The 26,814-nt window shown below is 67.3% G+C and carries 29 protein-coding genes and 1 pseudogene; 9 read left to right on the top strand and 21 right to left on the bottom strand.

Annotated elements, in window-relative coordinates; translation table 11 throughout:
- Positions 1 to 69: 69 nt before the first annotated feature.
- Positions 70 to 231 carry a hypothetical protein gene (locus tag CFB82_RS06580; protein ID WP_006476417.1) on the bottom strand — a complete coding sequence of 54 codons (162 nt, stop codon included), beginning with the start codon at positions 229 to 231 and terminating at the stop codon, positions 70 to 72.
- A 244-nt stretch (positions 232 to 475) separates the two neighbouring features.
- On the opposite strand from CFB82_RS06580, the gene CFB82_RS06575 reads away from it, so the two are divergent.
- The 3 genes from CFB82_RS06575 to CFB82_RS06565 are packed head-to-tail and all read left to right on the top strand — an operon-like array spanning position 476 to position 3,978.
- Positions 476 to 1,519 carry a Fe(3+) ABC transporter substrate-binding protein gene (locus tag CFB82_RS06575; RefSeq protein ID WP_089483665.1) on the top strand — a complete coding sequence of 348 codons (1,044 nt, stop codon included), beginning with the start codon at positions 476 to 478 and terminating at the stop codon, positions 1,517 to 1,519.
- The gene (locus CFB82_RS06570) at positions 1,509 to 3,200 is read left to right on the top strand and encodes an ABC transporter permease (protein WP_089483664.1); all 1,692 of its coding nucleotides are present in this window, start codon (positions 1,509 to 1,511) and stop codon (positions 3,198 to 3,200) included. The genes CFB82_RS06575 and CFB82_RS06570 overlap by 11 nt, the downstream gene beginning before the upstream one ends.
- Positions 3,201 to 3,204: 4 nt before the next feature.
- The gene (locus CFB82_RS06565) at positions 3,205 to 3,978 is read left to right on the top strand and encodes an ABC transporter ATP-binding protein (RefSeq protein ID WP_089483663.1); all 774 of its coding nucleotides are present in this window, start codon (positions 3,205 to 3,207) and stop codon (positions 3,976 to 3,978) included.
- Between the two features lie 68 nt (positions 3,979 to 4,046).
- Here CFB82_RS06565 and CFB82_RS06560 read toward each other — a convergent pair whose 3' ends face one another.
- From CFB82_RS06560 to CFB82_RS06545, 4 genes are all read right to left on the bottom strand, one after another.
- Positions 4,047 to 4,517: an Lrp/AsnC family transcriptional regulator gene (locus CFB82_RS06560; RefSeq protein ID WP_069247564.1), complete on the bottom strand. Its 471-nt coding sequence runs from the start codon at positions 4,515 to 4,517 to the stop codon at positions 4,047 to 4,049.
- A gap of 253 nt (positions 4,518 to 4,770) precedes the next feature.
- The gene (locus CFB82_RS06555) at positions 4,771 to 5,412 is read right to left on the bottom strand and encodes an NAD(P)-dependent oxidoreductase (protein ID WP_089445273.1); all 642 of its coding nucleotides are present in this window, start codon (positions 5,410 to 5,412) and stop codon (positions 4,771 to 4,773) included.
- Positions 5,413 to 5,541: 129 nt separating this feature from the next.
- The gene (locus tag CFB82_RS06550) at positions 5,542 to 5,997 is read right to left on the bottom strand and encodes an Rrf2 family transcriptional regulator (RefSeq protein ID WP_089483662.1); all 456 of its coding nucleotides are present in this window, start codon (positions 5,995 to 5,997) and stop codon (positions 5,542 to 5,544) included.
- A gap of 90 nt (positions 5,998 to 6,087) precedes the next feature.
- Positions 6,088 to 6,516: a hypothetical protein gene (locus tag CFB82_RS06545; RefSeq protein WP_089483661.1), complete on the bottom strand. Its 429-nt coding sequence runs from the start codon at positions 6,514 to 6,516 to the stop codon at positions 6,088 to 6,090.
- A gap of 191 nt (positions 6,517 to 6,707) precedes the next feature.
- Here CFB82_RS06545 and CFB82_RS06540 point away from each other — a divergent pair, with 191 nt between their 5' ends.
- From CFB82_RS06540 to CFB82_RS06530, 3 genes are all read left to right on the top strand, one after another.
- Entirely contained in the window at positions 6,708 to 7,043 is a 336-nt protein-coding gene (locus CFB82_RS06540; protein ID WP_069247560.1) for a hypothetical protein, read from the top strand.
- Between the two features lie 274 nt (positions 7,044 to 7,317).
- A complete protein-coding gene (locus CFB82_RS06535) occupies positions 7,318 to 8,511 on the top strand; it encodes an ammonium transporter (protein ID WP_069247559.1) in 1,194 nt (397 codons plus the stop codon).
- 190 nt (positions 8,512 to 8,701) lie between these two features.
- A complete protein-coding gene (locus CFB82_RS06530) occupies positions 8,702 to 10,666 on the top strand; it encodes a PhoX family protein (RefSeq protein ID WP_089483660.1) in 1,965 nt (654 codons plus the stop codon).
- A 140-nt stretch (positions 10,667 to 10,806) separates the two neighbouring features.
- On the opposite strand, the gene CFB82_RS06525 is transcribed toward CFB82_RS06530, so the two are convergent.
- From CFB82_RS06525 to CFB82_RS43905, 13 genes are all read right to left on the bottom strand, one after another.
- Complete coding sequence (locus CFB82_RS06525) at positions 10,807 to 11,439, bottom strand: type II secretion system protein (RefSeq protein ID WP_089483659.1); 633 nt, start codon at positions 11,437 to 11,439, stop codon at positions 10,807 to 10,809.
- On the bottom strand, positions 11,436 to 11,825 hold the full coding sequence (locus CFB82_RS06520; RefSeq protein ID WP_069249252.1) for a type II secretion system protein: 390 nt from the start codon (positions 11,823 to 11,825) through the stop codon (positions 11,436 to 11,438). The genes CFB82_RS06525 and CFB82_RS06520 overlap by 4 nt, the downstream gene beginning before the upstream one ends.
- Positions 11,826 to 11,833: 8 nt before the next feature.
- Positions 11,834 to 12,391, bottom strand: coding sequence for a type II secretion system protein (locus CFB82_RS06515; RefSeq protein WP_256978754.1), 558 nt, complete (start codon positions 12,389 to 12,391; stop codon positions 11,834 to 11,836).
- Positions 12,392 to 12,394: 3 nt separating this feature from the next.
- Entirely contained in the window at positions 12,395 to 14,719 is a 2,325-nt protein-coding gene (locus CFB82_RS06510; RefSeq protein WP_089483658.1) for a type IV pilus secretin PilQ, read from the bottom strand.
- Positions 14,720 to 15,313, bottom strand: a complete 594-nt coding sequence (locus tag CFB82_RS06505) for a hypothetical protein (protein WP_089483657.1) — start codon at positions 15,311 to 15,313, stop codon at positions 14,720 to 14,722.
- Complete coding sequence (locus CFB82_RS06500; protein ID WP_089483656.1) at positions 15,310 to 15,876, bottom strand: hypothetical protein; 567 nt, start codon at positions 15,874 to 15,876, stop codon at positions 15,310 to 15,312. The genes CFB82_RS06505 and CFB82_RS06500 overlap by 4 nt, the downstream gene beginning before the upstream one ends.
- Positions 15,873 to 16,403, bottom strand: a complete 531-nt coding sequence (locus tag CFB82_RS06495) for a hypothetical protein (RefSeq protein WP_069247552.1) — start codon at positions 16,401 to 16,403, stop codon at positions 15,873 to 15,875. The genes CFB82_RS06500 and CFB82_RS06495 overlap by 4 nt, the downstream gene beginning before the upstream one ends.
- Positions 16,400 to 17,320, bottom strand: coding sequence for a hypothetical protein (locus CFB82_RS06490; RefSeq protein ID WP_089483655.1), 921 nt, complete (start codon positions 17,318 to 17,320; stop codon positions 16,400 to 16,402). Before CFB82_RS06490 ends, CFB82_RS06495 begins: the two co-directional genes overlap by 4 nt.
- On the bottom strand, positions 17,301 to 19,022 hold the full coding sequence (locus CFB82_RS06485; protein ID WP_089483654.1) for a GspE/PulE family protein: 1,722 nt from the start codon (positions 19,020 to 19,022) through the stop codon (positions 17,301 to 17,303). The genes CFB82_RS06490 and CFB82_RS06485 overlap by 20 nt, the downstream gene beginning before the upstream one ends.
- Before the next feature lie 18 nt (positions 19,023 to 19,040).
- Positions 19,041 to 20,243, bottom strand: coding sequence for a type II secretion system F family protein (locus CFB82_RS06480; RefSeq protein WP_089483653.1), 1,203 nt, complete (start codon positions 20,241 to 20,243; stop codon positions 19,041 to 19,043).
- Between the two features lie 55 nt (positions 20,244 to 20,298).
- On the bottom strand, positions 20,299 to 20,715 hold the full coding sequence (gspG, locus tag CFB82_RS06475) for a type II secretion system major pseudopilin GspG (RefSeq protein WP_306426968.1): 417 nt from the start codon (positions 20,713 to 20,715) through the stop codon (positions 20,299 to 20,301).
- A gap of 219 nt (positions 20,716 to 20,934) precedes the next feature.
- Complete coding sequence (locus CFB82_RS06470) at positions 20,935 to 21,609, bottom strand: response regulator (protein ID WP_069247548.1); 675 nt, start codon at positions 21,607 to 21,609, stop codon at positions 20,935 to 20,937.
- 30 nt (positions 21,610 to 21,639) lie between these two features.
- On the bottom strand, positions 21,640 to 22,191 hold the full coding sequence (locus tag CFB82_RS43905) for an SCO family protein (protein WP_373558748.1): 552 nt from the start codon (positions 22,189 to 22,191) through the stop codon (positions 21,640 to 21,642).
- 223 nt (positions 22,192 to 22,414) lie between these two features.
- On the opposite strand from CFB82_RS43905, the gene CFB82_RS43900 reads away from it, so the two are divergent.
- Positions 22,415 to 22,705, top strand: a complete 291-nt coding sequence (locus tag CFB82_RS43900; RefSeq protein WP_256990280.1) for a hypothetical protein — start codon at positions 22,415 to 22,417, stop codon at positions 22,703 to 22,705.
- A gap of 170 nt (positions 22,706 to 22,875) precedes the next feature.
- Positions 22,876 to 23,994 (top strand): sensor histidine kinase, encoded by a 1,119-nt coding sequence (locus CFB82_RS06460; RefSeq protein ID WP_089483650.1) that lies wholly within the window; start codon positions 22,876 to 22,878, stop codon positions 23,992 to 23,994.
- Between the two features lie 14 nt (positions 23,995 to 24,008).
- Here CFB82_RS06460 and CFB82_RS06455 read toward each other — a convergent pair whose 3' ends face one another.
- The gene (locus CFB82_RS06455; RefSeq protein WP_089483730.1) at positions 24,009 to 24,788 is read right to left on the bottom strand and encodes a response regulator; all 780 of its coding nucleotides are present in this window, start codon (positions 24,786 to 24,788) and stop codon (positions 24,009 to 24,011) included.
- A gap of 487 nt (positions 24,789 to 25,275) precedes the next feature.
- Between CFB82_RS06455 and CFB82_RS06450 the strand changes: the two genes are divergently transcribed.
- Positions 25,276 to 25,929, top strand: a complete 654-nt coding sequence (locus CFB82_RS06450; RefSeq protein ID WP_373558747.1) for a lytic transglycosylase domain-containing protein — start codon at positions 25,276 to 25,278, stop codon at positions 25,927 to 25,929.
- 106 nt (positions 25,930 to 26,035) lie between these two features.
- Here the strand turns inward: CFB82_RS06450 and CFB82_RS06445 are convergent, their stop codons facing one another.
- Both CFB82_RS06445 and CFB82_RS43895 read right to left on the bottom strand, forming a co-directional pair.
- Positions 26,036 to 26,545 carry a DUF1269 domain-containing protein gene (locus CFB82_RS06445; protein WP_089483648.1) on the bottom strand — a complete coding sequence of 170 codons (510 nt, stop codon included), beginning with the start codon at positions 26,543 to 26,545 and terminating at the stop codon, positions 26,036 to 26,038.
- A gap of 132 nt (positions 26,546 to 26,677) precedes the next feature.
- A pseudogene (locus CFB82_RS43895) lies at positions 26,678 to 26,814 on the bottom strand (c-type cytochrome biogenesis protein CcsB); the annotation flags it as partial.

The following is a 26,814-nucleotide window of genomic DNA, read 5'->3' as shown; positions in this document are numbered from 1 at the left end:
CAGCAGCCGGGGATGCCTCCCCTTCGCATGCACCTGCGGGCGCGGCCCGCCGGGCCGCGCATCGGCACGTCAGTGCGACGCCGCGCTCGCGGCCTCGGCCGGATGGGCCTCGTCGTACGCGTGCTTCTGCGAAATCGCGTTGTACAGGATCGTCCCGATCACGAGCAGCACGGCCACGACGATCAGGATGCTCACGTTGCGGACAGGATTCTTCTTGCGCTGATCGTTCATGGTCGGGGCGACTCCGTCAAATTCATCGAAGCGGGCATTCTACGCGCTTGCGCGCCCGCTGCGACGCGCCGTTTCCGGTCCCCCTTCCCCGTCCTCCCCGCGCCCATCGCAAGCTTTCATTTGATAATCGTTCCCATTTCGATCTAGAATCTCGAGTCTTTCATTTTGTAATGTTTCGGATCGCTCGGGCGGCAGGCGCGCTCCGGAACGCCCCCATCTTCCACCTGCCCCTTCCGGAGTCTTCATGTCGAATCCGCGCACCCGCCTGCTGCCGCTTGCCGGCGCCCTCGCCCTTGCCGCCGCCGCATTCGCGCCGCCGGCCCAAGCGGCCGAGGAAGTGAGCCTGTACACCACTCGCGAACCTAAGCTGATCCAGCCGCTCATCGACGCATTCACGAAGCAGAGCGGCGTCAAGGTCAATACCGTGTTCGTGAAGGACGGCCTGCTCGAGCGGGTGAAGGCGGAAGGCGCGCAGTCGCCGGCCGACGTGCTGATGACGGTCGACGTCGGCAACCTGCTCGATCTCGTCGACGGCGGGCTCACGCAGCCGGTGCGCTCGAAGGCGCTCGACGACGCGATTCCCGCGAACCTGCGCGGCGCGAACGGCGACTGGTACGCGCTGTCGCTGCGCGATCGCGTGCTGTACGTCGAGAAGGACCTGAAGGTCGACGCGTTCCGCTACGAGGATCTCGCCGATCCGAAATGGAAGGGCAAGGTCTGCATCCGCTCGGGCCAGCACCCGTACAACACGGCGCTCGTCGCGGCGATGATCGCGCACGATGGCGAAGCGGCGACCGAGAAGTGGCTGCGCGGCGTGAAGGCGAACCTCGCGCGCAAGGCAACGGGCGGCGACCGCGACGTCGCGCGCGACATCCTCGGCGGCATCTGCGACGTCGGCCTCGCGAACGCTTACTACGTCGGTCACATGAAGAACGCGGAGCCCGGCAGCGACGCGCGCAAGTGGGGCGACGCGATCAAGGTCGTGCGGCCGACGTTCGCGAACGCGAAGAGCGGCGGCACGCACGTGAACATCAGCGGCGCGACGGTCGCGAAGCACGCGCCGCACAAGGCCAACGCGGTGAAACTGCTCGAGTACCTCGTGTCGCCGGAAGCGCAGGCGCTGTACGCGCAGGCGAACTACGAATACCCGGTGCGCGCGAACGTGAAGCTCGACCCGGTGATCGCCAGCTTCGGCACGCTGAAGATCGACCCGCTGCCGCTGGCGGACATCGCGAAGCATCGCAAGCAGGCGAGCCAGTTGGTCGACAAGGTCGGTTTTGACAACTGACGCAACAACCGCCGGCGCCGCGCGCCGCCCGCCCCGCCGGCCGCGCGTGTTGCCGCGCGCGGGCAGCCTGTGGCTGCTCGCGGCGCTGGCGATCGCCGCGGCGGTCGCGGCGCCGCTTGCGGTGCTCGTGGCCGCCGCGTTCGACGCCGATCTCGCGCACTGGCACCATCTCGCCGAATTCGTGCTGCCGCAGGCACTCGTCAATACGCTGCTGCTGCTCGCGGGCGTCGGCGCGATCGTGTCGATCGTCGGCACGGGCTGCGCGTGGCTCGTCACCGCGTACGACTTTCCCGGCCGCCGGATGCTGACGTGGGCGCTGCTGCTGCCGCTCGCGGTTCCCACCTACATCGTCGCGTTCGCCTATCTCGACCTGCTGCACCCGATCGGCCCGGTACAGGGCGCGGTCCGCTGGCTGCTCGGCTTCGACAGCCCGCGCCAGTTCCGCCTGCCCGACCTGCGTTCGCTGCCCGGCGCGATCTTCGTGCTCGGCTTCGTGCTGTATCCCTATGTTTACCTGAGCACGCGCGCGATGTTCGTCACGCAGTCCGCGAGCCTGCTCGAAGCCGCGCGCACGCTCGGCGCGGGACGCATCGCCACGTTCTGGCGCGTCGTCGTGCCGCTCGCGCGGCCGGCGATCGCGGTGGGCGTGAGCCTCGCGCTGCTCGAAACGCTGAACGATATCGGCGCGTCGGAATTCCTCGGTGTGCAGACGCTGACCGTGTCCGTCTACACGACGTGGATCACGCGCTCCGACCTCGCCGGCGCCGCGCAGATCGCACTCGCGATGCTCGCGATCGTCGTCGGCATGATCGCGCTCGAACGCTACGGGCGCCGCCGCCAGCGCTATGCACATGGCCGGCGCATGCGGCCGATCGCGCCGCGCCGCCTGACGGGCACGGCTGCCTTGGGCGCCGCGGTGCTCGGCTGGCTGCCCGTGCTGCTCGGCTTCGGCGCACCGGCCGCTTACCTCGCGGTCGAGACGGCCAAGCGGCTGCATCTGGTCGGCGGCATATCCGCACAACTGATGACCGGGCTCGCGAACACACTGACGATCGCCACCGCCGCCACCCTCGCGACGCTCGTGTGCGGGCTCGTCGTCGCATGGGCGGCGCGCGCGCAACGCGACAGCGCCGGCGCGGGCCCGGCCCGCGTGTGCGCGAGAATCGCGAGCCTCGGCTATGCGGTGCCCGGCACCGTGCTCGCGATCGGCCTGCTGATCCCGTTCGCGGCGGCCGACCGGCTGTTCGGCGCGGCGCTCGGCCGCGACGGGCTGCTGCTGATGGGTTCGACCGCCGCGCTCGTGATCGCCTATACCGTGCGCTTTCTCGCGATCCCGGCCGGCAGCATCGAGGCCGGCCTCGCGCGCATCCCGCCGTCGCTGGAACAGGCGGCGCGCTCGCTCGGCGAGACGGCCGGCGGCACGCTGCGCCGCGTGCACCTGCCGCTGCTGCGGCCCGCGCTCACGACGAGCGCGCTGCTGGTGTTCGTCGACGCGATGAAGGAATTGCCGGCGACGCTGCTGCTGCGTCCGCTGAACTTCGACACGCTCGCGACCTGGCTGTATGCGGAAGCCGCGCGCGGCACCTACGAGGAAGGCGCGGTCGCCGCGCTCGCGATCGTGCTGGCCGGGCTCGTGCCCGTGATCCTGCTCGCCCGCACCCGCCACAAGATCGGAGCCTGACACCGTGAACCTGCTCGAACTCGACGACCTCTGCCTCGCCTACGACTCGCCGCACGGCCGCCGCACCGTAGTCGACGGGCTGAGCCTCGCGCTGCCGCGCGGCGACATCGGCTGCCTGCTCGGCGCGTCCGGCTGCGGCAAGACCACCGTGCTGCGCGCGATCGCCGGCTTCGAGCCGGTGCGCATGGGGCGCATCATCCTGGACGGCGTGCCCGTCGCGGCGCCATCGCTCGACGTGCCGCCCGAGCGGCGGCGCATCGGCATGATGTTCCAGGATTACGCGCTGTTCCCGCACCTGAGCGCGGCGGACAACGTCGCCTTCGGCCTGCGGCGCATGCCGAAGGCCGAACGGCGCCTGCGTGTCGCGGAGATGCTCGAACTCGTCGGCCTCGCCGATTCCGGCGGCGCGTATCCGCACGAGCTGTCGGGCGGCCAGCAGCAGCGCGTCGCACTCGCGCGTGCGCTCGCACCGTCGCCGGAGCTACTGCTGCTCGACGAACCGTTCTCGAATCTCGACGTCGATACCCGCGAGCGGCTTGCGTTCGAGCTGCGCGACATCCTGAAACGCACGGGCCACACCGCGATCCTCGTCACGCACAACCAGGCCGAAGCGTTCGCGATCGCCGACCGGATCGGCGTGATGAAGGATGGCCAGCTCGCGCAATGGGATACGCCGTACGCGCTGCATCACCATCCGGCCAGCCCGTTCGTCGCGGATTTCGTGCGCCGCGACGCGCTGGCCGACCAACGCGCGCGCGCACTGGCGCGCGGCCGCTGAACCCGCGGGCGCAATACGCGCCCGCGTCGCTTCATCGCCGCGTTTCGTTGCTGCGCTTCATTGCCGCGTCAGGCCGGCTCGGCAAGATCGCGCACGGGCAGCGCGGTCGAATACTTGATCTGCTCCATCGCAAACGACGAGCTGACGTCGAACAGCGGCACCGCGCGAATCAACTGCTTGTAGACGCGGTCGTAATCGTCGATGCCGGTCACCACGACGCGCAGCAGGTAATCGGTCTCGCCGCTCATCCGGTACACCTCGACCACTTCCGGCATGTCGCGCACGGCCTGCGTGAAACGCTGCGCCCATTCCTCGGTATGCTGGTTCGTGCGGATCGCGACGAACACGGTCGTGCCGACCCCGAGCTTGCGCGGATCGCACAGCGCAACCTGCGCGCGAATCGCGCCGGTTTCCTTGAGCCGCTGCACGCGCTTCCAGCACGGCGTCTGCGACAGGTTCACGCGCTGCGCCAGTTCCGCGATCGGCAGCGTGGCATCCGCCTGCAACAGCTCCAGCAGCTTGCGATCGATGGCGTCCATTTCTCCAGTCCCTCGTAGATAGAAATTTATTCTATTCATCCTGCACAACGGGGAACAATATGAAAACGGCTTCGCCGCGTCGACCGGTATAAATACCGATCCGGTACGCGCGCGGAGCGAGCGGATCCGCCGCCACACCGCACGCGCCAAATGAAACAGGCGATCCCGCCCGTGAAGGTGGAATCGCCTGGCGTTCCTGCACGTCGCGGCCGGCCCGGCGCTCACGCGCCACCGGCCAGCGTCAGCGCACCGCTCAATACGCGACCGTCGCGATCTCGTGCACGAAGCTGCCTTGCTCGAGCGCGTCGACGAACGCGATCGCGTAGTCCTCCGCCGAGATCTTGCTGTTGCCTTGCGCGTCCACGATCAGCTTGCCGACGCCCGTGCGGAACGTACCCGTCCGCTCGCCCGGGGCGATCAGCGCAGCCGGCGCGAAGAACGTCCAGTCGAGATCGCCGACCGTCTTCAGGTAGTCGAGCGCGTCGCGGTGCGCGAGCGCGACCGCCTTGTACGCTTCCGGGAAACCTTCGCTGTCGACGAGTTGCTTGCCCGGCGCAACTTCGAGCGAACCGGCGCCGCCCACCACCACGAGCCGCTTCAGCCCCGCCTGGCGCGTGCCGGCAACCAGCGCCTTCGCAGCGGCGACGACCTTCGCCGCATCATCCTGCTTCGGACCGTACGCGCTCGCGACGACGTCATGGCCCGGCAGGGCGGCCGCAATGCTGGCCGCGTCGAACAGGTCGGCCGCCTTCGCGGTGATACCGTCGCCGGCTGCACCCGGATGGCGCGACAGCGCGGTCACGCGATGGCCACGTCGTGCCGCTTCCGCGGCGATGCGCGAGCCGATCGTGCCGGTGGCGCCGAACAGCGCGATATTCAAGGTACGTTGCGTCATATCGATTCTCCAGTAAGAAAAATATGTAACGTAGTTAATTACATATAAGACCGAAAAAAACGGGGCAAAGCCCCCGTTGTGCCGGTCGCCACGCATCTCGCGCCGTCCGGCTTCCTGCCCTGCCGCCGCTCACCCGCCGGCGCGTGTCGCCTGCTGCGTGCGCTGCTCCAGATCCAGCACGTCGGCCGTCACGTCGGCCAGCGTGCGCGTGCCAAGCGATGCTTCCATCGCACGCTGCGCGTCGCCGATGTAGTCGATCAGCGCGCCCTGGATGTGCCGCCCGACGAGACACGCCGGATTCGGCGCCTCACGGTGCAGCGCAAACAGTTGCGCATCGTCGACCGCGCGATACACGTCGAGCAGCGTGATCTCGCCGGGCTCACGCGCCAGCAGCGCACCGCCGCCCGCACCCAGCTGCGACGTGGTCAGCCCTGCGGCCGCCAGCATCGACAGCAACCGGCGGATCAGCGCCGGATTCGTGTTCACGCTGCCCGCGATGATGTCGGACGACAGCGGCACGCCCTCCTGCATCGACAGCAAGGCAAGCACGTGGACGGCAAACGCGAACCGGCTGCTGGTATTCATTCCTGACTCACTTGACGACGCCGGCCCATCCCGCAGCCGGCGACATGTGTAACTACTATAATTACATTTAGCGGATCATGCAAGCCCGCGTCACTCTCCGCTCGCGGGCTTGGCGCCCGACGCATTCTGCTGGCTCCACTGCTGGAGCTTCTTGCCGGCTTCGGCGATCTTCGCGCCGGCTTCGGAAGCCGCATGCGCGACGACCGCGGACGCGGCCGCGTCGATCTGCGCCTGCGCGGCGGATGCAAGGCCGCTCGCGGACAGCGGCGGCACGGCCGACGCCGCGGACGCGATGCCGGCCTTCGCGGCGTTGAGCTGCTGGTTGACGGTGCTCGCCACCTGGTCGAGCGCCTTGGCCGCATTGTTCGCGGCATCGGCGGCCGCGCTCGCGGCCGTATCGGGTTGCGTGGCCGGCGCGCCGGACTTCTCGCAACCCGCAAGCAACAGCAGCGCACCGGCGGCCATGGCCGCCAGTACGGACCCGGGCACGCGACGCGCCCGCGATGTCTTCATGTTCATCTGCAATCTCCGGCCGCGCGTCGCGCAGCCTCGTGGTTGGACCGACGTCGATGATACCGCCTGTGGAACAGGGCCAATCACGCGCCGTGATTAAAAATGGCTTTCAATTTCGGACTCGTCTGATTTAATCGAACACGCGAGGACACTAAAGTGGGCACGCTTCAATCCGCTTTGGACGCCCCCTTTTTCTCATGAATTTTCTCGTCGACTGGCTCATCGCCCTGGCCGCCGTGCTCGCCGCCACCCTGTTCCTGTGCCTGCGCCCGCCGTCGGCCCATCGCCTGGCCGAATCCGGGCGCCCACGCCGCGTCGCGTCCGCGCGCCTGCTCACGCAGGCCGTGATCGGCTTCTGGACGGCCGCGCTGATCGTCGCGGAAGGCATCCTCGGCCCCACCGCCGACGGCCAGTCGCTGGCGGGCTTCGCGGCACTCGCGTTTGCCGCCCTTGGGCTGACGACCGTCGCCGCCTACTGGTCGGCGTGCGCGCTGCGGCTGCGCCGGCCGCCGCTGCTGTTCCCGCGTCACTGATGCGCCGGAACGGTGCGCAGCGACCTACCTTCGCGCACCACGACGCACCACACCGCGCCAATCGGCACGTCACACGCACCAGTTCTGCACGTGTCGCACCACACGCGTGCACCCCGAATCACATCGCATACGCATCGGCCGCGCCCCCTTCCCGTGCACGATTCACCGGATTGCCGCACCACACGGGGTTGAAGCACCAACTCCACGCAGCCGTTCACCAAGTTGGCTCGATACTTGCGTTCCTCGCCCGTTTTTTGCGCAAGGAAGCCACGGCATGGATGGTCTGAAATCCGGCGTCGATACACTGTTCCTGTTGATCGGCGCCGTCATGGTGCTCGCGATGCACGCGGGCTTTGCTTTTCTCGAACTCGGCACGGTCCGCAAGAAGAACCAGGTCAACGCGCTCGTGAAGATCCTGGTCGACTTCTCGGTGTCGACGCTCGCGTATTTCTTCATCGGCTACACGATCGCGTACGGTGTCGAGTTCTTCGACGACATCGGCACGCTGTCGCAGCACAGCGGCTACGCGCTCGTGCGCTTCTTCTTCCTGCTGACCTTCGCGGCGGCGATCCCCGCGATCGTGTCCGGCGGCATCGCCGAACGCGCGAAGTTCAATCCGCAGTTGGTCGCGACGCTGATCATCGTCGGCTTCATCTATCCGTTCTTCGAAGGGATCGCGTGGAACGAACGCTTCGGCGTGCAGGCCTGGCTCACGCACGCGTTCGGTGCGCCATTCCATGATTTCGCGGGTTCCGTCGTCGTGCACGCGTTCGGCGGCTGGGTCGCGCTGCCCGCCGTGCTGCTGCTCGGCGCGCGCCACGGCCGCTATGCGAAGGACGGCCGGATCGCCGCGCACCCGCCGTCGAACATCCCGTTCCTCGCGCTCGGCGCGTGGGTGCTCGCGGTCGGCTGGTTCGGCTTCAACGTGATGAGCGCACAGACGCTCGACAAGATCAGCGGCCTCGTCGCCGTGAACTCGCTGATGGCGATGGTCGGCGGCACGCTCGCCGCGTGGATGGCCGGCCGCAACGACCCGGGCTTCACGTACAACGGGCCGCTCGCGGGCCTCGTCGCGGTGTGCGCGGGCTCCGACGTGATGCACCCGATCGGCGCGCTCGTCACGGGCGCCGCGGCCGGCGCGCTGTTCGTCGCGATGTTCACCTGCGTGCAGAACAAGTGGCGCATCGACGACGTGCTCGGCGTGTGGCCGCTGCACGGCATGTGCGGCGCGCTCGGCGGCCTCGCGGCCGGCGTGTTCGGCCTGCCCGCGCTCGGCGGTCTCGGCGGCGTGTCGTTCATGTCGCAGCTCGTCGGCACGCTCGGCGGCATCGCGATCGCGACCGCGGGCGGCACGCTCGTCTACGGCGCGCTGAAAGCGACCGTCGGGCTGCGCCTCGACCGCGAAGCCGAGTTCGACGGCGCGGACCTGTCGATCCACCGGATCTCGGCGACGCCCGAACGCGATTGAGCGCAAACGCTTGCGACCGGCGTCCGTCCGTTCACCTGACGGCCGCCCGACACATCATTACGTTTTCAATTCAAAAAACTTTCATCTAGCGTCCCTACACTTCCGTCCAGTTTTCAATTTGCCTTCGCCGAGCTTGCCGACCGCCTGCTTCGCGAAGGCCATTCTTCCAACAACTGAAACTGGACTCCACATGCCCGCGTTGCCCAATACTTCCCGTCGTCAGGCCCTGAAGATCCTCGCCGGCGCGCCGATGCTTCCGCTTTCCGGCCTCGCGCTGCCGGCCCTGCTGACGGGTTGCGGCGGCGACGACAATCCGGCGTCGACGCCGGCCCCGGTCGCCGCCGCGTACACGTCGGCGACGTTCTCGGCGATGGCTGCCCCCACGCTCGACAACGCGGCCGCGATGGCCACGACGACGGTCGGCTCGACGCTGTCGGTGTCGTTCTCGGACGGCTCCGCGCGCAACTTCAAGCTGGCGTACCGGCCGTTCTTCGTGACGGGCGACCTGGTGCCGGACGGCAAGGGCGGCACGACGCTCGCGGGCGGCTACTACGACATCAACAACCAGCCGATCATCGATCGCTCGGTGGCCGGCAAGGAACGCCAGTTCTATTCCGACTGCCCGGACGGCAGCTCGCTGCTGACGCTGAAGAACGCGAACGTGCCCGGCGTGAAGGGCAACACGGTGTTCGCGGTCGTGCAGTTCGAATACACGACGCGCGACCAGGCCAGCGCATCGCAATACGGCCAGCTGCCGTCGCCGATCGCGGTGCTGACGCTCGACCAGGATCCGGCCAACGGCGCGCTGAAGGTCGTCAAGTACCACAACGTCGACACGTCGAAGGCGCACGGGCTGTGGATCACGTGCGGCGCGAGCCTGTCGCCGTGGGGCACGCACCTGTCGAGCGAGGAGTACGAGCCGGACGCGACGAAGGTCGCGACCGACGCGCAGTTCAAGGCGTTCAGCAAGAACACCTTCGGCGACGAGACGAAGGCGAACCCCTACCACTACGGCCACCTGCCCGAGATCACCGTGAATCCGGACGGCACGGGCACCGTGAAGAAGCACTACTGCCTCGGCCGCATCTCGCACGAGCTGATCCAGGTGATGCCGGACCAGCGCACCGTGATGATGGGTGACGACGCCACCAACGGCGGCCTGTTCATGTTCGTCGCCGACAAGGCGGCCGACCTGTCGGCCGGTACGCTGTACGTCGCGAAGTGGACGCAGACGTCGTCGGCCGGCGCGGGCACCGCGACGCTCACGTGGATCAGGATCGGCCACGCGACCAGCAGCGAGATCGAAGCGCTCGCGAACACGCTGAAGGCGTCGGACATCATGGACCTGGTGACTACCGACCCGAACGATGCGAGCTACACGAAGATCCACTTCGGCGGCAAGTTCAACTGGATGCGCGTGAAGCCGGGGATGGAAAAAGCGGCCGCGTTCCTCGAGACGCACCGCTACGCGGCGCTGCTCGGCGGCAGCATGGGCTTCACGAAGCTCGAAGGCACGACCGTGAACGCGAAGGACAAGATCGTCTACACGGCGATGTCGCGGATCGAGACGTCGATGGTCAAGGGCAATGCGGTGTCGCGCGACGTCGCGGTCGACAAGAAGATCGCCGCGGGCGCCGTCTATGCACTGAACCTGAAGGGCAGCCAGCGCGACACGACGGGCAGCGCGATCGACAGCGAATGGGTGCCGGTCGACATGGGCGCGCCGGCCGCGCTCGTCGGCGAGGATCTCGCCGCGGCCGACGCGCTCGGCAACCTCGCGAACCCGGACAAGATCGCGAACCCGGACAACCTGAAGTTCTCCGAAAAGCTGCGCACGCTCTTCATCGGCGAAGACTCGGGCATGCACGTGAACAACTTCCTGTGGGCCTACAACGTCGACACGAAGTCGCTGGTACGCGTGCTGTCGTGCCCGGCCGGCGCCGAATCGACGGGCCTGCACGCGGTCGACGAGATCAACGGCTGGACCTACATCATGAGCAACTTCCAGCACGCGGGCGACTGGGAATCGCCGCTGCACGACAAGGTCAAGCCGACGCTCGATCCGCTCGTGCGCGCGAACTTCAAGGACCGCTTCGGCGCCAGCGTCGGCTACCTGACCGCCGAGCAGACCAGCATCAAGCTCGCGAAGGCCTGACCGGGCGCGCGAGGCGGGCCTCTCCCCTGACCGGGCGTCCCTAACCGGGCGTCCCTTTCTTCACCACGATCATTCGTCGGCGCTCCACGCCGTTTGACGCGCGATGCCCGTGTGGGCATCGCGCTTTTTTTCGTCGTTCCTCAACGCAGACCGGACCGCGCCTGCCCCGGCAGGTATCCGCCCGCGAACCCGGAAAGGCTCGGGAAGCTGCCCACCGACGCAGACGCAGGCGCAGGCGCGGACGCGGACACACCGTCGGCCGGCGCGATCAGGCCGGGGGCGAGATAAAGGAAGCGCCACTTTCCGTAGGTTTCCTCGCCTTCGAAATCTGCATACCGAGGCGGAAATCCCGCACGCTTGATCGTCGCCAGATCCGAGCTGCTGTAGATGCCGTAGAAGCGATCGGCGCGCCACAGGAATCCCCAGTCGTTCCGACCGGTGACCGGATCGGGATACGCGCGGCGCAGATGATGGATCGGCTTCGGAAAGCGGCTGTCTTCCAGCAGGTCGTCGACGGTTTCCGGATAGGCGCGCGCCAGCCGGTAGTAGTGGACGATCGCCCTCCGGTACTGATCGCCGACGAACAGCAGTTGCCGCTCCTGCTCGCGGCGACGCTGCAACGACCAGACATCCAGCGCGCCCGCCAGCGCGATCGACATCAGCATCAGCGCGATCAGCAGCGCCAGCAGCACGAGCCCGCGCTGACGCGCGGTGCACGGGCGGCCGCGCATCGCCCGCGCGACGACGTGCGCGGCTCGGCCGGCCTGGCTCATTTGGGCACGCTCGTCGCAGCGGGCTGCGCAGCCTGTGCGCTGCTCGCGGGCGCCACGTCGTAGACGCCCGGCTTGGTCTCGTCCGACGACGCGATCGCCGCCCACTTGTCGTCGCCGTTCACCGGATCGAGCGGGACCGCTCGCAGATAATGTTTCGAGACCAACTCGTCGAGCGTTTCGGGATACTGACCGTTGTCACCGTAGTACTGGTCGATCGCGTTGCGCATCACCGCGATGTTCTGTTGCCGGACCTGCTCCTTGCCGCGCTCGATGCTGTGCATGTAACGCGGCACCGCCAGCGTCAGCAGCAGGCCGATGATGGCCATCACGACCACGATCTCGATCAGCGTGAAGCCGCGAGTCCTGCGGATGCGAGCGGGGTTCATGATCACCGTCACCATTGTTTGTACGGGATGCCGTTGATGCCGACACGCGCGGATTTCGAGGTCACGTCGAACACGTCCTTGCCGGCCTCGGCGCTCCCGGATATCCCGTCGGCCGCGGGATCGCCCGCCGCCGGATCCGGCGGCGTTCCATAGGCGCGCACGTCCCAGGTCTCCTCGGCGGGCGTATCGGGATCGCCGGCGAAGAACGGATCGCGCGGCACCCGGCGCAGGAACATCATCAGGCCGCCCTTCGGATCCCTCGCGTTCTTCACGCCCGTCACCAGCACGGCCAGCGACGGCGGATAGCCGGACGCTTCCGGTTCCTTGTCGATCTGCCCCGCGTCGCTCGCATCCTTGTACGCATCGACCGCGGTGCGGATCTCGCGCAGCGCGGCGCCGAGTTCCTGCTCCTTCTGGCGCTGCACGATCAGTTCGGAAAACGGCATGATCGCGAACGCAAGAATGCCGACGAGCGCGAGCGTGATCACCATCTCGATCAGCGTGAAGCCCCGCTGACCGGGATGACGAGGGCCGCCGACGCGCGACGTGCGGTGATGGATAGCCACGGTTCAATTTCCAGTGGGAACCGCGTGAAGCGGGTTTTCGCTCGGGATATCGCCCGCCGGCATCTGCAGCGTCGACGCCGGTGCCGCAGCCGGTGCCGCGGCCGGCGGCGCGGCCGGTGCCGCGACCTGCGTTGTCGACTGCGGCGTCGCCACCGGCGTCACGGTGGTGCCCGGGGCCGGCGCCACTTCGTTGCCCGCCGGCTCGGCGGCCTGCGCCGCGCCATCCGCGGGCGACGCTCCGCCTGTTGCCGCCGCCGGCGCGGGCAACGCGGGCTGCGGTCTCGCGAAGCGTCCGCCGTACGGTTCGGGCGGCGGCGTCGTGCGCGGCGCGGCCGGCATCTGCCCGAACGCGCCGCTCCCCGGCGACGGTTGCGCCCGGATCGCGGCCGCCTCCAGCGGCGTGGACGTCCTGCGGCCCGAGGTGCCGCCGCCCACGCTGCCGGGCACCACCCTCGCGACGGGCGCCGGCGCCGACGATGCGGACGCCGGGGCGGACCCTTCCGCGTTCAGCGCGACCGGGTCGAGCCGCAGCTGGTCGGCGTGCACGTTGACGTCGGTGCCCGACCACACTTCCTGCGTGTCCGAATCCGCCGCGACCTGTGGACGCACGATGCGCGGCGTGATCTGCAGCACGATCTCGGTCTTCTTGTGATCGCCGCCATGATCCGAGAAGAGCCGACCGAGCAACGGCAGTTGCCCCAGGCCCGGCACCTTGTTCGCGTTCCGGCGATCCTCGTCCGAGATCAGCCCGCCGAGTATCTGGGTTTCGCCATCCCGCAGGCGCAGGCTGGTCGACGCGCTGCGCGTACCGATCTGATACGCGAGCGAGCTGAGGCCTTGCGAATTGCTGCTCGAGATCGTGTTGGTGATATTGCTGACCTCGAGATTCAACTTGATGCCGACGTCGCCGTCGCGGTAAACCTGCGGCTCCACTTCGAGCTTGATGCCGACATCGAGGTACTGGATCATCTGCGTGAACGACGGGCCGCTCGTGCTCGGCGTGCTCGAGCTCGAAATCACCGGCACCTTGTCGCCGATCATGATGCGCGCCTTCTCCTTGTTGCGCGTGCGGATGCGCGGGCTCGCGAGCAGGTTCGCGTCGGTATCCGTGAGCTTGAAATCCGCGGTCGCGGACAAGCCGCTGACGTTCAGTGCATTGACCGGCAGATGGTGCAGCCCGCCCCAGGTATTCGCCGTGCTCGGCGTCGACACCGTGAACGAATTCGGCCAGTCGATGCCGAGCTGCGTCATCCGCTCGTGCGACACCTCCAGCACCTGCACTTCGAGCATCACCTCCGGTTCCGGCAGGTCCTGCGCGGCGATCATCTCCTCGGCGACCTTGATCATGTCCGGCGTGCCGCGGATCGTCACGGTGTTCGCGTGCTCGTCGATCACGACTTCCTTCACCTTCAGCAGGCTCTTCAGCAGCGACTGGATCTGCTTGGCATCGACGTTCGACAGCTGGAACGTGCGCACCTTGAGCTCCTGGTATTCGAGTTCCTTCGCGGGTGTCGCCGGATAGATGAACAACGTGTTCGCGTTCATCTGCTTCTTGTCGAGCTGGTTCTGCATCAGGATCATGTCGACCGTGTCCTGCAGCGACGCGTTCTGCACGAAGATCGTCGTCTTCAGGTCGGCGCGCACGTCGCGGTCGAAAATGACGTTCAGTCCGGAGGTCCGCGACAGCGCCTCGAACACCATCCGCACATTGGCGTCGCGGAACTGCAGCGACACCGGCGTACGCATGATCGACGAAGCGGCGAGCTTGTCGTCCCGTTCCGCGCGTTGCTGCTGGCGCTTGGCGTCGAGTTCCGACTGCATGCTCAGCGCCATCGCATTGGCCGGATCCTCGACCAGCACGCGATGCACGCGGTCGGCCGCCGGCGCGTACGAGCCGCGCTTCATCATGCGGTCCGCTTCCTGCAGGATCGCCAGATGCTTGCGGTCCTGCTCGATCATCGTGCCGATCCGGCGCGCGCGCTCGCTGGTCGGGTCGAGCTCGGCCGCCATGTAGGCGGACCGCGCCGCGTCGTCGAACTGGTTCTGCCGGCGAAACGTGTCGGCGTTGTCCAGCAACTCGTTGACCTGCGCGTCGCGGTCGTGCATCGCGTCGATCCTCACCTGCGCATTGGTCGGATCGTCGTGAACGTTCGGCACGTGCGCGCAGCCGCCGCCCGCGAGCAGCGCCACGGCGATCGCCAGCGCGCGTGTCGTCGCGATCCGGCTGACCGGCGCATGCCGGAGGTCGAACGGGACGGCAGGCGTGAGTGGGGTCGACGGGCCGCTGTCCCCGGTGCGGCGCGCATCCCGTGTGCGTGAGGTTTTCATCTACTTTCCTTCCACTGGAATGGACACCACCTGCACCTGGTTCAGCGGCAGATAGGTGAGCACCACGCTCGACTCCGAAACCGACTCGACGCGATACTGGCGATCGATCACGTCGCCCGGAGACACGATCAGCAATTGATCCCCGTTGCTGAGAAACACACGCGGCCTGGCCGCCTTGGCATCCTGTTCGCCGACAAAGGTGAAAGGCATCGGCGGCGCCGTCGGCGGCGCCGGACGCGTTTCGGGCGGCGGCGGCACGACGGGGGGCGGCGGCAGCCACGACGACGCGGTGAACGGGTCGTGCGCCGCCTCGACGGACACCGGCGCACGCAATGCGGCGAGCCGCTCCAGCGGCGTCGGCGCCGCGACCGGTGGCGCGGGTCGCGACGCGGGCGTGGCCGGCGCGGCGTGCGCGGCGGCCCGGGCCGCCGATGCGTGTGCGCTGTCGCGATGCACGCCGGCAATCGCCGCAACCGGCGACGTGCTCCGCGTCGCCGCGACCAGCACGCGATACCCGGCGCCGGCGAAGACGACGCAGCACAGTGCCAGCACGATACGCGTGCGCGAAGCCGGCTTCAGGGCGATGGCGTTCATGGCTGCGCGCTCCGGTAGATGAGCTCGAAGCGCACCCGCGCATCGAGGATATTGCTGCCCACCGCGGGACGCTCGACGTGGATTTCCTGCAGCGCCGCATTCGGCACGGTGTTGAGCACCGACGCCAGGAAATGCCGGATTGCGCCGTACTGATCCTTGACCGGCAACAGCACCTCGTAGCGCGCGAAGCGCGCGCCTGAATCGGTCATCACCTGGTACTCGGCGGAGCCGAGCGTCAGGTGACTGTCGCGCGCCTGCGCGAAGATCGACGCGATGTCATCCGCGCTTTGCGTGAAACGCGGGAACAGCTCGGGCAACGCGTCGAGCGAAACCGCATCCGCCACCGGTGCGGGCGCCCCGGCCGGACGGTGGACGGGCGCGGCCCGTACGAGCCCGGCCGGCGCGCGCAGCGCGCGCGTATCGGCATCCAGGCCGGGTACCGCCGCGACCATGATGATCGCAGCGCCGACCAGCAGCAGGCCGGCAAGGCCCGGCAGGCCGAACGCGCGCCGCCATTCGAAACGCAACGTGAGCAGCCGGTCGGCCAACCGATCGGTTTTCATGACTTCCTCCAGACGGCCGTGATCTGGAAACGCACCGGCATGCCCGGCACGTTGGTCTCGACGACATGACCGTTGAGCACCGCTTCGCGCAGCACGACGCTCGTCTGCAGATACTTCAGGTACGCGATCATCGCGTCGGGGTTCTTCGCTTCGGCCGTGATGCGGATCTGCCCTTGCGCCGGGTTCTGGTCGATGCCGATCAGCGCGACGTCGTGGTCCGGATAGTCCTCGACGATCGAGAACAGTGTCTGCCACGGCACCGTCAGCTCGCGCAGCACCGCCCCGCTCTGCTTTTCCGCGAGCTTCTCGGCCGCCGTCGGCAGCGCCTTCGCGACGTGCCGCTGCGCGAGCGTCCGGTGCCGGGCGGCCTCCACGCTCTCCTGCACGCGATCGTTCTCCGCATAGGCGCGCCACAGTCGCGCGCCGCTGGCGACACACAGCAGCACGGCTACGCCGAGCAGGATCATGCCGCCCGTCCGGACGCGCGCACCGCGCCGGCAGAAGTCGATGTCGAGCGGCCGCATCATGGCGCATACTCCATCAGCCGGCGCGCGGGCGAGCCGTCGAGCGCCGGCAGCGCGGGCCGGATCGCGGCCGCGAAACGCGCCTCGAACGGTGCCGCGTCCGTGTCGAGCGCAGGCAGATAGACCGTACAGTCCCCGGACTTCAGGCCCGCCCGCGTCGCCGAGCGTTCGAACAGTTGCTCCGCGAGCTCGGCGAGCCGCGACGCGTCGTCCAGCTCGCCGGGAAAGAGGCGCTGCGCATCGTACGCCGTCCAGCCGCCCCGCTCGATCACGACCGCCTGGAGCAACGCGTCGGCGGCGACCAGCAGCAGCGCATCGCCGTCGGACTTCACCGCGAGACGGTTCAGCGTCTCCGGCAGACCCGATCTCAGGCTGCGCACGCGCACCTCGGCGGCCGCACCGACATCGTGGATGCCGTCGTACAGCGTGCGCGAAAGCGCGCTGGCAAAGAGCGCGCGCCCGCCGGGTTGCACGCAGAAGCGCACCATCAGCGATTCGACGTCGATCCCGTACGTATCGGAGAAATGGGCGAGCGCGATCGTTTCGAGTTCGCGCGTGCGCAGCGTGCGGAAATCGCCGCGCAAAATCGCGTGGCGGCACCAGAAATCGTCGAGCACGATGTGTGCGCTGCGCTTCGGCGGCGTCTTGCCGTGCGCCGGCACGTGCGCGTCATGCGCCTGCGCCGTGGAGGCAGTGGCATCGGCATCGGCATCGGCGTCCGGTGGCGCGGCAAACGCGGCGCGCAGCGCGTCGAGCACGCCTGTCTCGCTGCCGAACCGCTCGTCGGGAATCCCGATGCTGACCGGATCGCCGGCAAGCGTGCGCCGGTGCAGCCGCCACGGTACGGACGTGCGGACCCCGACCACGACTTCGCGCGTGCCGACGCCGATCGCAAGCGCATTATTCGACCATGGTGACACGATTGATCTCCTCGAGCGTCGTCTCGCCGCGCCTCACCTGCTCGATCGCCGCCGATCGCAGCGTCATCATCCCGTAGCGCAGCGCCGCCGCCTTGATGTGCCCGAGCGGCGCGCGCTCCGACAGCAGTTGCCGCAGCTCGTCGTTCATGCGCAGCGCCTCCGCGATCGCGCGCCGGCCGCGATAGCCGCTGCCGCGGCACATCGCGCAACCCGCGCCGCGCCGAAACAGGTAGCCGCCGGCCGTGTCCGGATCGATGCCCGAGCGGGCGAGCGTATCGGCATCCACCCTGTCCTCGACGAGGCAATCCGGGCAGCACCGACGCAGCAGCCGCTGGGCGACCACGCCGTTGAGCGCGGATACGAAGCTGTACGAATCGACCTGCATGTTCGTGAAGCGGCCGATCACGTCGAACACGTTGTTCGCGTGGACGGTCGTGAACACCTGATGGCCGGTCAGCGCGGCCTGCACGGCGATCTGCGCGGTGTCGGGATCGCGGATCTCGCCGACCATGATCTTGTCCGGATCGTGCCGCAGGATCGAGCGCAGCCCGCGCGCGAAGGTCAGGCCTTTCGCCTCGTTGACCGGAATCTGCAGGATTTCGCCAAGCTGGTATTCGACCGGATCCTCGATCGTCACGATCTTCTCGAGGCCGTTGTTGATTTCGGTGAGGATCGCGTAAAGCGTCGTGGTCTTGCCGCTGCCGGTCGGCCCCGTGACGAGCAGCATGCCGTACGGCATGGCCGCGACCGAACGCATGAACCGCGTGTCGCCCGGCTGGAATCCCAGCGCCTCGAGCGTCAGGCCGCCCGCGGCCTGGGAAAGCTGGTAGCGGTCGAGAATCCGCAGCACTGCGTCCTCGCCGAACTGGTTCGGCATGATCGACACGCGGAAATCGATTTCGCGCCCGGCGTACATCGCCTTGAAGCGCCCGTCCTGTGGAATGCGGCGCTCCGCGATATCGAGTTCGGAGATCACCTTCACGCGTGACAGTACCTGGTCGGCGACGTCATGGCCGTCGACGCGCCCCACCACGGTGAGCACGCCGTCGACCCGGCACTTGATCATCAATCCGTTCGCCCGGCATTCGAGGTGGATGTCGCTCGCCAGCATCTTGAGCGCATCGTAGATCGTCGAATTCAGCAGGCGTACCACCGGGCTGTCGTCGCTGCTGATGCCCTGCAGCGTCAGCGCCAGCGACGCGGGATCCGGCGCGTGCGGGATCGAATCGTCGAACGCGAGCGAATCCATCGCGCGGATATCCTTCTCGCGCACGGCCAGATATGCGTTGAGGTCCCCCGCGCTCGCGAGCGCCCAGCCGTACGGCATCGCCGGCCGAGCGCGCATCCGGTGCTCGACCCAGCCACGCGTGCGCGCATCGAGCGGGTCTGCGATCGCGAACAGCAGCGCGTCGCCGCCGTCGGGATCGCGGAAGCACACACACAGGCGCGCCGTCGCCTCGACGAACGACACCGTGTCGAAATCGGGCTCGAGACGATTCAGTTCGCGGATCCCGATCGGCTTCATGTGGAATTGCGCGGCGAGCCGCCCACGTATCTCGTCCGCGCCGAGGGCCGTCTGCGCCATCAGCGCTTCGAGCGCGCGAATACCGGAACCGTGCCGCTCGCCGAGCGCGCGCAGGATATCGCGCAATTCGACGCCCGCGTCGGGCAGGTTTTCCGGGAGGGTGATGTCGGTATCCACGCGTGTCTCCTGAGCGGCCTACTGGATGCTCGACGCGATCTCGAAGATCGGCAGGTACATCAGCACGACGATGCCGCCGATCACCACGCCGATCACGATCATCATCACGGGCTCGATCAGTCGCGAGATCAGATCGATCGTGCGCGACACCTGCGCTTCCTGGAACGCGGCAATCCGATCGAGCACGGGCCCGAGGCCGCCGGTTTTTTCGGCCACCGTCAGCAGGCGATAGCCGATCGCATTCGCGAGGCCGGCCTGCTGGAACGCATCGGAGATCCTCGCGCCATTGCGGACCTGCTGCAGCGCGCCCGCGAGCGCGGCCTGGTCTGCCCGGCCGACCAGGCCGCGCGCAAGGTCGAACGCACGCACGGCGGGAATACCGCCGTCCACCAGCATCGCCGTCGTGCGATAGAACTGGGACTGGCGAAACACGCGGAAGTGTTGCCCGATGCCGGGCAGCGCCAGCAGGCGATCGGCGATCCAGATCCGCAGCGACGGCCGACGCAACGCGATGCCGGTCACCACGGCCAGCACCGCGAGGCCGATGCCCAGCCCGGTGCCGTGCGCGTGCACCATGGCGCCCCACGCCATCAGCAGCCGCGACATCAGCGGCAGTTCGCGGCCGCTGTGTTCGAGGAGCGTCGCGAATCGCGGCACGACGAAGCCGAGCAGGAACAGCACGACGGCCGCGCCGACGAAAAGCAGGACCGTCGGATAGATCGCGGCCGACACGACGCGCCCGCGCAGCTCGTGAAGCGTCGCGCTATTGCGCGAGTAACGCGTCAGGCTGCCGGCCAGGCCGCCGGTCTGCTCGCTCGCCTTGACGCACGCGACCAGCACCGGCGGGAAGATGTGGCTCGCATGCTCGAGCGCCGCCGACAGCGACAGCCCCTCCTCCAGTCGCCGCAGCAGGTCGCGATAGACCTGCGCGGACGCCTCGCGCCGCACGTTGCCGCCGAGCGTGCGCAACGCGTCGACGACGCCGACCCCGGCATCGAGCAGCGCCGCCAGTTCGCGCGCGAACATCTCGACGTCGAACCGCGCGCCCGGCATGCCCAGCCGGCCCGTGCCGCGCCGTTGCCGCCGCGCGTCCGCGTTCACCGATACGACGCGAAGGCCGCGCGCACGTGCGACCGCCGTCGCGCTGGCCGGCGAATCGCTGTCGACGCGAAGCGTCTGGACCAGGCCATTCGTATCGAAAACACGCAGCACGAACTTCACGTCGATTCTCCTTGCGCACGGCTCGCGACAGGCACGGCCGCCGCGCCACGCATCGCTACCACGACGAGATCGTCACGTTCTCGCCGGTACCGCCGCCGCGTCCGTCCTTGCCCAGCGAAAACAGGTCGTAGTCGCCGTGCTCGCCCGGCGAGCGATACTGATAGGGCCGGTCCCACGGATCTGACGGAACGGTTTTCTGCAGATAGGGACCACTCCACCGCGATGCGTTTTGCGGCTTGTTCACGAGCGCATCCAGCCCCTCCTCGGTCGTGGGATAGGAGCCGACGTCGAGCCGGTATTGATCCAGCGCCTGGCCGAGGGACACGATCTGCGCACGCGCGATCTTCACGTTCGACTTGCCGACCTGTTCGAAATACCGTGGCGCGACGAGCCCTGCCAGCAATCCGATGATGACCATCACGACAAGCAGCTCGAGCAAGGTGAAGCCGCGACTCGCGTACACGCGGCACACGCGTCGTTCATCACGCCGCCGCTGGTCCGCCCCCCCGGCGGCCGGGATCGAGAACGATTCGTGGCTCACGGCTCCCTCCCTGTATCGACCCGCGGCATCGGCGCCGCCGATGCCGTTGATTGCATTCTTGCTCGCGTCGGTACGGGTCAGAAGTAGGGAGTGCCGTCCATCCCTGTGGGTAAATCCCCTCCAGTTTCGCCATGCGTCAATGGAGGGTGTTCACACACGGTCGTCGTCGTTCAGCGCGAGCACGCCGATGTCGATCGCGAAGTGGACCAGGCCGGTCAGGTTCACGATGCCGAGCTTGCGCATGAGATTGGCACGGTGCTTGTCCACCGTTTTCGGACTGACCTTCAGGCACTCGCCGACCTGCCGGCTCGTGTGCCCTTCGGCAACGAGCCGCAACACCGTGCGCTCGCGATTGGTCAGCGCATTCCACAATCGCGCCTTGTGCGCGCTCGCGTCGTGCAGCCCGTGCAGGCCGGCGCGGGCACGATACGCGTCGAGGCTGACCACGCACTTTCCCTGCATCACGAAACGCATCTCGCGAACTAGGTCGGCGAACGGCGAGTCCTTGACCACGTACCCGTCGGCGCCGGCGAAGAACGCCTCGCGCACGTTGTCTTCGCTGCGATGGACCGTGAGGACGATGATCCGCGTATGCGGCGCGTCGCGCTTGATCGTCGCGATCGCTTCGAAGCCGCTGCCGCCCGGCATGGATAGATCCATCAGGATCAGGTCGGGCCGCGTCTTCTCGGCGAGACGGCAGGCCTCGACCCCGCCGCTCGCCGCACCGACGATGCAGTAGTCGGCCAACTCGGAAACCAGATGACTCAGGCCGACGCGTAACAGATGCTGGTCCTCGACGATCAGCACGCGGTGCTTGTTGTCCAATTTCGACGCTCCCTTGCAGAAACGTGGCACCTAATTGGACGCGACGACATCGTGATAGGCGGCGAGCAGTTCGGTCGGCGTCGCGAAGCCATCGATACGCAGCCACGGCTGGCCCGGCGCGGCCCGCACGAACGTCACTGGCGTGTGGTTCATCTTGTCGCCGCGATACACGTTGAATGCGCGCTGAGCCGCAACGCTCGCATCGACGGTACCGGTGTAGTGCTGCCATTCGGGGCCGGCACCGAAGCGTGCCGCGTAAGTCCTGAGCCGCTCGGGCGTGTCCGCCTCCGGATCGACCGAGATCGACATGATGTGCACCTTGTCGCGGTCGGCGCCGAGTTCGCCCTGCAGTTGTTCGAGCGTCTGGCTGACCATCGGGCAGATGGTCGTGCAACTGGTGTAGATGAACGTCAGGAACACCGGCCGGCCGTCGTCGAGCTCCTTGACCAGCGAAACGGCCTGACCGTCGTCGCGCACGAGCTGGACCGACGGCTCGGCATACCGGACGATCGTGTGCACGGTGCCCGGCATCACGGCGTGATGCATGTGCATGCCGGCGGCTTCGGTCGCGCCCTCGGTCATGTGCGAGTCGGTTTTGCCCACCTCGCTCCCGGTGGGTGCGGCCGGTGCGTGCTCTGCGGGGTGCTCGGTAGCAGGCTCCGCGGCGGGTCCGGTAACAGGCGCAGCAGCAGGCGCGACGGCCGGCTCCGTCGCGTGCTCCGCGGTGGGCGGCGCAGCGTCGGCGGCGGCACGCCCGTCGGCGCTATCTACGGCGGTCCCGACCGGTTCTTCGACACCTTTCTGCATGTCCTTTCCCATCAGACTTTCGCTGACGCCCGGCGCGGCATCCTCCACGGTGCTCGTGTTTGCGACGGCGCCTTCGGCGGCGCCACCGCCGGCGTTCATGATCTCGCTGCCATCGGGCGCACACCACGCGGGCGTCGTGGCAAGCGCAGCGCCCGCGATCACCCATGCGCGCATCGTCGATCTTGCGATCCTGTTCATACCGGCCTCCCTGACACGAATGCAGGCGACGGATAATTCCGTGCCTCGTCAATGCAGTGTCATGAAGTTGATCGCAAGCGTCATGGGATGACGCCCCCCAATGGCCGGTAGGACATGTCCGCTTGGCTGGAATGCCCGTGCATGCGTAAGGGATGCCCCTATGCCTTACGCGCGAAATCCCCATGTTGCGGCCGGCGTCGGTCACGTCCTAGAATGACCGAAACCTTACGGTTTCCTGAAAATTGCGCATCGGGAGCTACCATGACTGAACACCAGCCCGAAGAGCCACGGATCAGGCTGCTCGACCTGATCGATGCGATGCGCAAGCTGCGCGGTGCCGTGCGTCCCGACGATCGCGGCACCGGTATCGTCACCGATGCGCGTGGCGCGGCGCTTGCCATTCTCGACCGCGACGGAACCTTCCTGGCGGTCAATCGCAGCGCCGCGGCGCTGTTCGGGTACACGACCACCGAGCTCGTCCACCTGCACCTGGTCGAACTGGCACCCGACGACGCCCACGCTGAACTGACGCAGGAACTGTCGAGGAGCAGCGCCCTTGCGCAGCATTCGTTCGCGGCCATGCTCAGCGGGCGAAGCGGCCATCCCGCGCGATTCGTCGTACATCAGCAGCTGCTGCCCGGCACCTGCCTGTCGCTAACGCTGTTCGAGGAACCGCCGCCCCCCGAACCCGAACGGCGCGGCGCCGCGGCAAACGATACGGGCGTGCATGCCTTCCACACGTATATGCTGATGGGCCAACAGAAGGAACGACATCGGCTTGCCGCGGAATTGCACGACGGGCTCGGCCAGGCGCTGACGCTCATCAAGCTGATGAATGAGGACGCGCTCATGCGCATTCGCCGAGGCGAGATCGCCGACGCGACGAATCTGCTCGACGCCGCCGTGTTGCGGATCCGCGAGACGATCGGCGAAGTGCGCCAGATCTGCGGCGAACTGAAGCCGCCGATGCTCGACAGGCTCGGGCTGCCGGCCGCGCTCGCTTCGCTATGCCGGCGCATCGAGCGCGACGCGAACCCGCTGTCGGTCGAGTTCAATTGCAACGTCGACGACGACGACATACCGGATCATCTGAAGGCGGACATGTTCCGGGTCGCGCAGGAAGCGTTGCACAACGTCGTCAAGCATGCGCAGGCAACCGAAATCGTGCTCGGCCTGCAACACGATCCGGGCGGCCTGCTGCTGACGATCGACGACAACGGCGTCGGCTACGAGCGTCATCCGCTTTCGACGGACGACGCGCGCGCGGCGGGGCTCGGGCTCATCGGCATGCAGCACCGCATCGAGTCGCACGGCGGCACGCTTGCGATCCGGTCATCCGCCGCGACGGGTACACGCGTCTCGGCCACCTGGCCGGTCTGATGCGCCAGCCGCACTCAGCGCTTCGCGCCGCCCGCCGGATAGTCATCCAGCCGCACGACGGCACCCTCAACCACCCCTGCGTCGACGACCGGGTGCGTCAGCACGTCGTCCACGTTCGGCTCCGCGCATTTCGCCGCGAGCGTGGTCAACAGACCCATGTTCATCGCGACGAGCACCAGTTCCGTCAGATTCGCGAGATGGAGCTTGTGCATCATGCTCGCCCGATACTTCTCGATCGTCTTCGGGCTCAGGTTCAGGTACTGGCCGACCTGCCGGTTGGTACGCCCTTCCGCGATCAGTTTCAGTACGCTGCGTTCACGCGCGGTCAGGATGTCCCAAGCCCTTTTCGGCGCAGGCATTTCGCGCCCCGTCACGAACGAGTCGACCATGTAGCCGTATACATCCGCGCTCAGGTGCTTCTTCCCTTGCATGACCATACGCATGGCGAGCAGCAATTCGTCAAACGAAACGTCCTTGAGCACGTAGCCTTCGACGCCCGCCCGCAGCGCCTCGCGCACATACTCTTCGTTCTGATGGACCGTGAGCACGACGATCCGGACGGCCGGCATTCGACGCTTGATCGTCGCGCTCGCATCGATGCCGTTCATCCCGCGCATCGACAGATCCATCAGGATCAGATCCGGCGCGAGCGTCATGGCCAGATGGCATACCTCCTTGCCGTCCCGCGCTTCTCCGACGACTTCGTAATCCCCCTGGGCGCAAAGCATCGACCGGAGCCCGTTTCTCAGCAGATCGTGATCCTCTGCAATGACCACTCGATATTTAGTATTCACGACTTCCCCCAAGTATTCCCGCGCGTTGGACATCAATGCCTCGTTGCACGGTGCCGGACTGCTTTCAATCATTTCATCGGTCCGGTCCGATGGCGGTTGTCCGGCCATGCCCGTTGTGCCCGCAAGGATCGCGCCAGCGCGCCACGCGCCAGCCCCCCGCGCCGGCATACACCTGCGGAAAGGGCCCGCGGTAGCAGGAAATGTTTCAGGGTTGCATCGATTCAGCGTTGTGCGACGCATCCGTACGACTACGGATGGCGCGACTATCCAATCGCTTTCGTCGCGCACGAAAAGATTTCTTCTTGAGCAACGATTGCGTTGAGCAAAAAACAATCGTCGCGCGTAAGGATCGTCAACTTCTGTCAATTACTGTGCGCTACCGATCATTACTTGTGTAACACTTTTGCAGCGCTGCCGCCGCATACGGCCCCGGGCGTCGAAGTGTAGGAGGGTGCCCCATTGTCGATGAGCCGGCACGGCCACGACAATGCAGATGCAGGAGGCCAGAAAGATGCACCGCCACCCTTCATCCGGATTGAGCAAAGCCATCGTTGCCGCATGCGTGGGAATCGGCTCGGCATGGTCATGCGTCGGCGTCGCGCACGCGCAGATTTACGGCACGGTGGCGAGCAATGGCGTCATCGTCCTGACCAACGAGCCCGGCACCGCCAATCTGAAAGTGATCGTCGCGGCCCCCGGTCCGGCCGCATCGGCAGTGAAGCATGCCGCGCCGAAATCGGCGGTCGCCTCGTCGTTCGCGGACGTGATCACCGAGGCAAGCGCGGCGTTCAACGTTCCGCCCGAACTCCTTCGCGCGGTGATCGACGTCGAATCGGGATACAACCCGAAGGCGGTCTCGGACAAAGGCGCGCGCGGGCTCATGCAATTGATGCCGGAAACGGCGCGGCGCTTCTCGGGCGGCGACATGCTCGATCCGCGCGACAACGTGCTGGCCGGCGCGCGGTATCTGCGTTTCCTGCTCGACCTGTTCAAGGAAAACGTCGAACTCACGCTCGCTGCCTACAACGCCGGGGAGAACGCCGTGATTCGGGCCGGTTATCGCATTCCTTCGTTTCCGCAGACGCGCGAGTACGTGCCGCGCGTCCTGGCGCGCTACAAACGGCTCCTCGCCGCGAACTGAAACGCGGGCGGCACGCGATGCCGCCGGCGACGCGCGTACGATCCGCGGCCCGGCGTCACCGAGCGATGGCGGCCGGCGTGACACCGGCCGACGGCTCGAGAGACGATCAGGGAAATGCCGGGATGGTCGGATCTTCGCCCTGTAGATGCGCGTCCGTATGATGAAGCTTGATCGCGTCCTCGATCTCGTGAACGCGGTCGGTCGGAACGTCGATCATCATCAGCAATTCGCCGTGCTCGATGCCGTTCTCGAAGCGCTTCAGGCGCGTGCTCGGCACGTCGACACCGATCATCGTCGCCACCCATGCGCCGAAGGCCGCGCCGAACAGCGTGATCGCCACGACGATACCGCCGCCGATCCGCAAACCGTCGGGCGGGAACGCCAGCACGAGCAGCCCGAGCAGCATGCCGGTCCCGAAGCCGACCGCGGTGCCGCGCGCGAGCGACGGCAGCAGATCGCTGCGTTGCACGAGCGTGGCCTCCGGCAACCCGTCGCGCATCACATCGTGATTGGCGAGGCAATGGATATGTCGCCACTCGATTCGCAGCGACAGCAACTCGCCGACGATCGACTGCGCGCATTGCGTCGTCGGCAACAGAAAGTAGACGCGTCTCATGGCTCCTCCTACGTCACCGCGCAATGCGGCGATCCCCCCTTCGGACATTCTGGTTCGGTACGCGTCCGGCTTGTAGTGGTAGTGCTCGCCGAAGTGCATGGGTAGAACACGGTAGAAGCCGTCGCGCGCGTTTCAGAGCTGCCCGTAGCTGTGCAGCCCGGACAGGAACATGTTGACGCCGAGGAACGCGAAGGTCGTCACGAGCAGGCCCGTGAGCGCCCACCATGCGGCCACCGTGCCGCGCAGGCCCTTCATCAGGCGCATGTGCA

It is taken from the genome of Burkholderia sp. HI2714 (assembly GCF_002223085.1).
Lineage (GTDB): Bacteria > Pseudomonadota > Gammaproteobacteria > Burkholderiales > Burkholderiaceae > Burkholderia > Burkholderia lata_D.
Note: the sequence above shows the minus strand (reverse complement) of the source record. Positions and strands in the feature narration are given on the sequence as shown.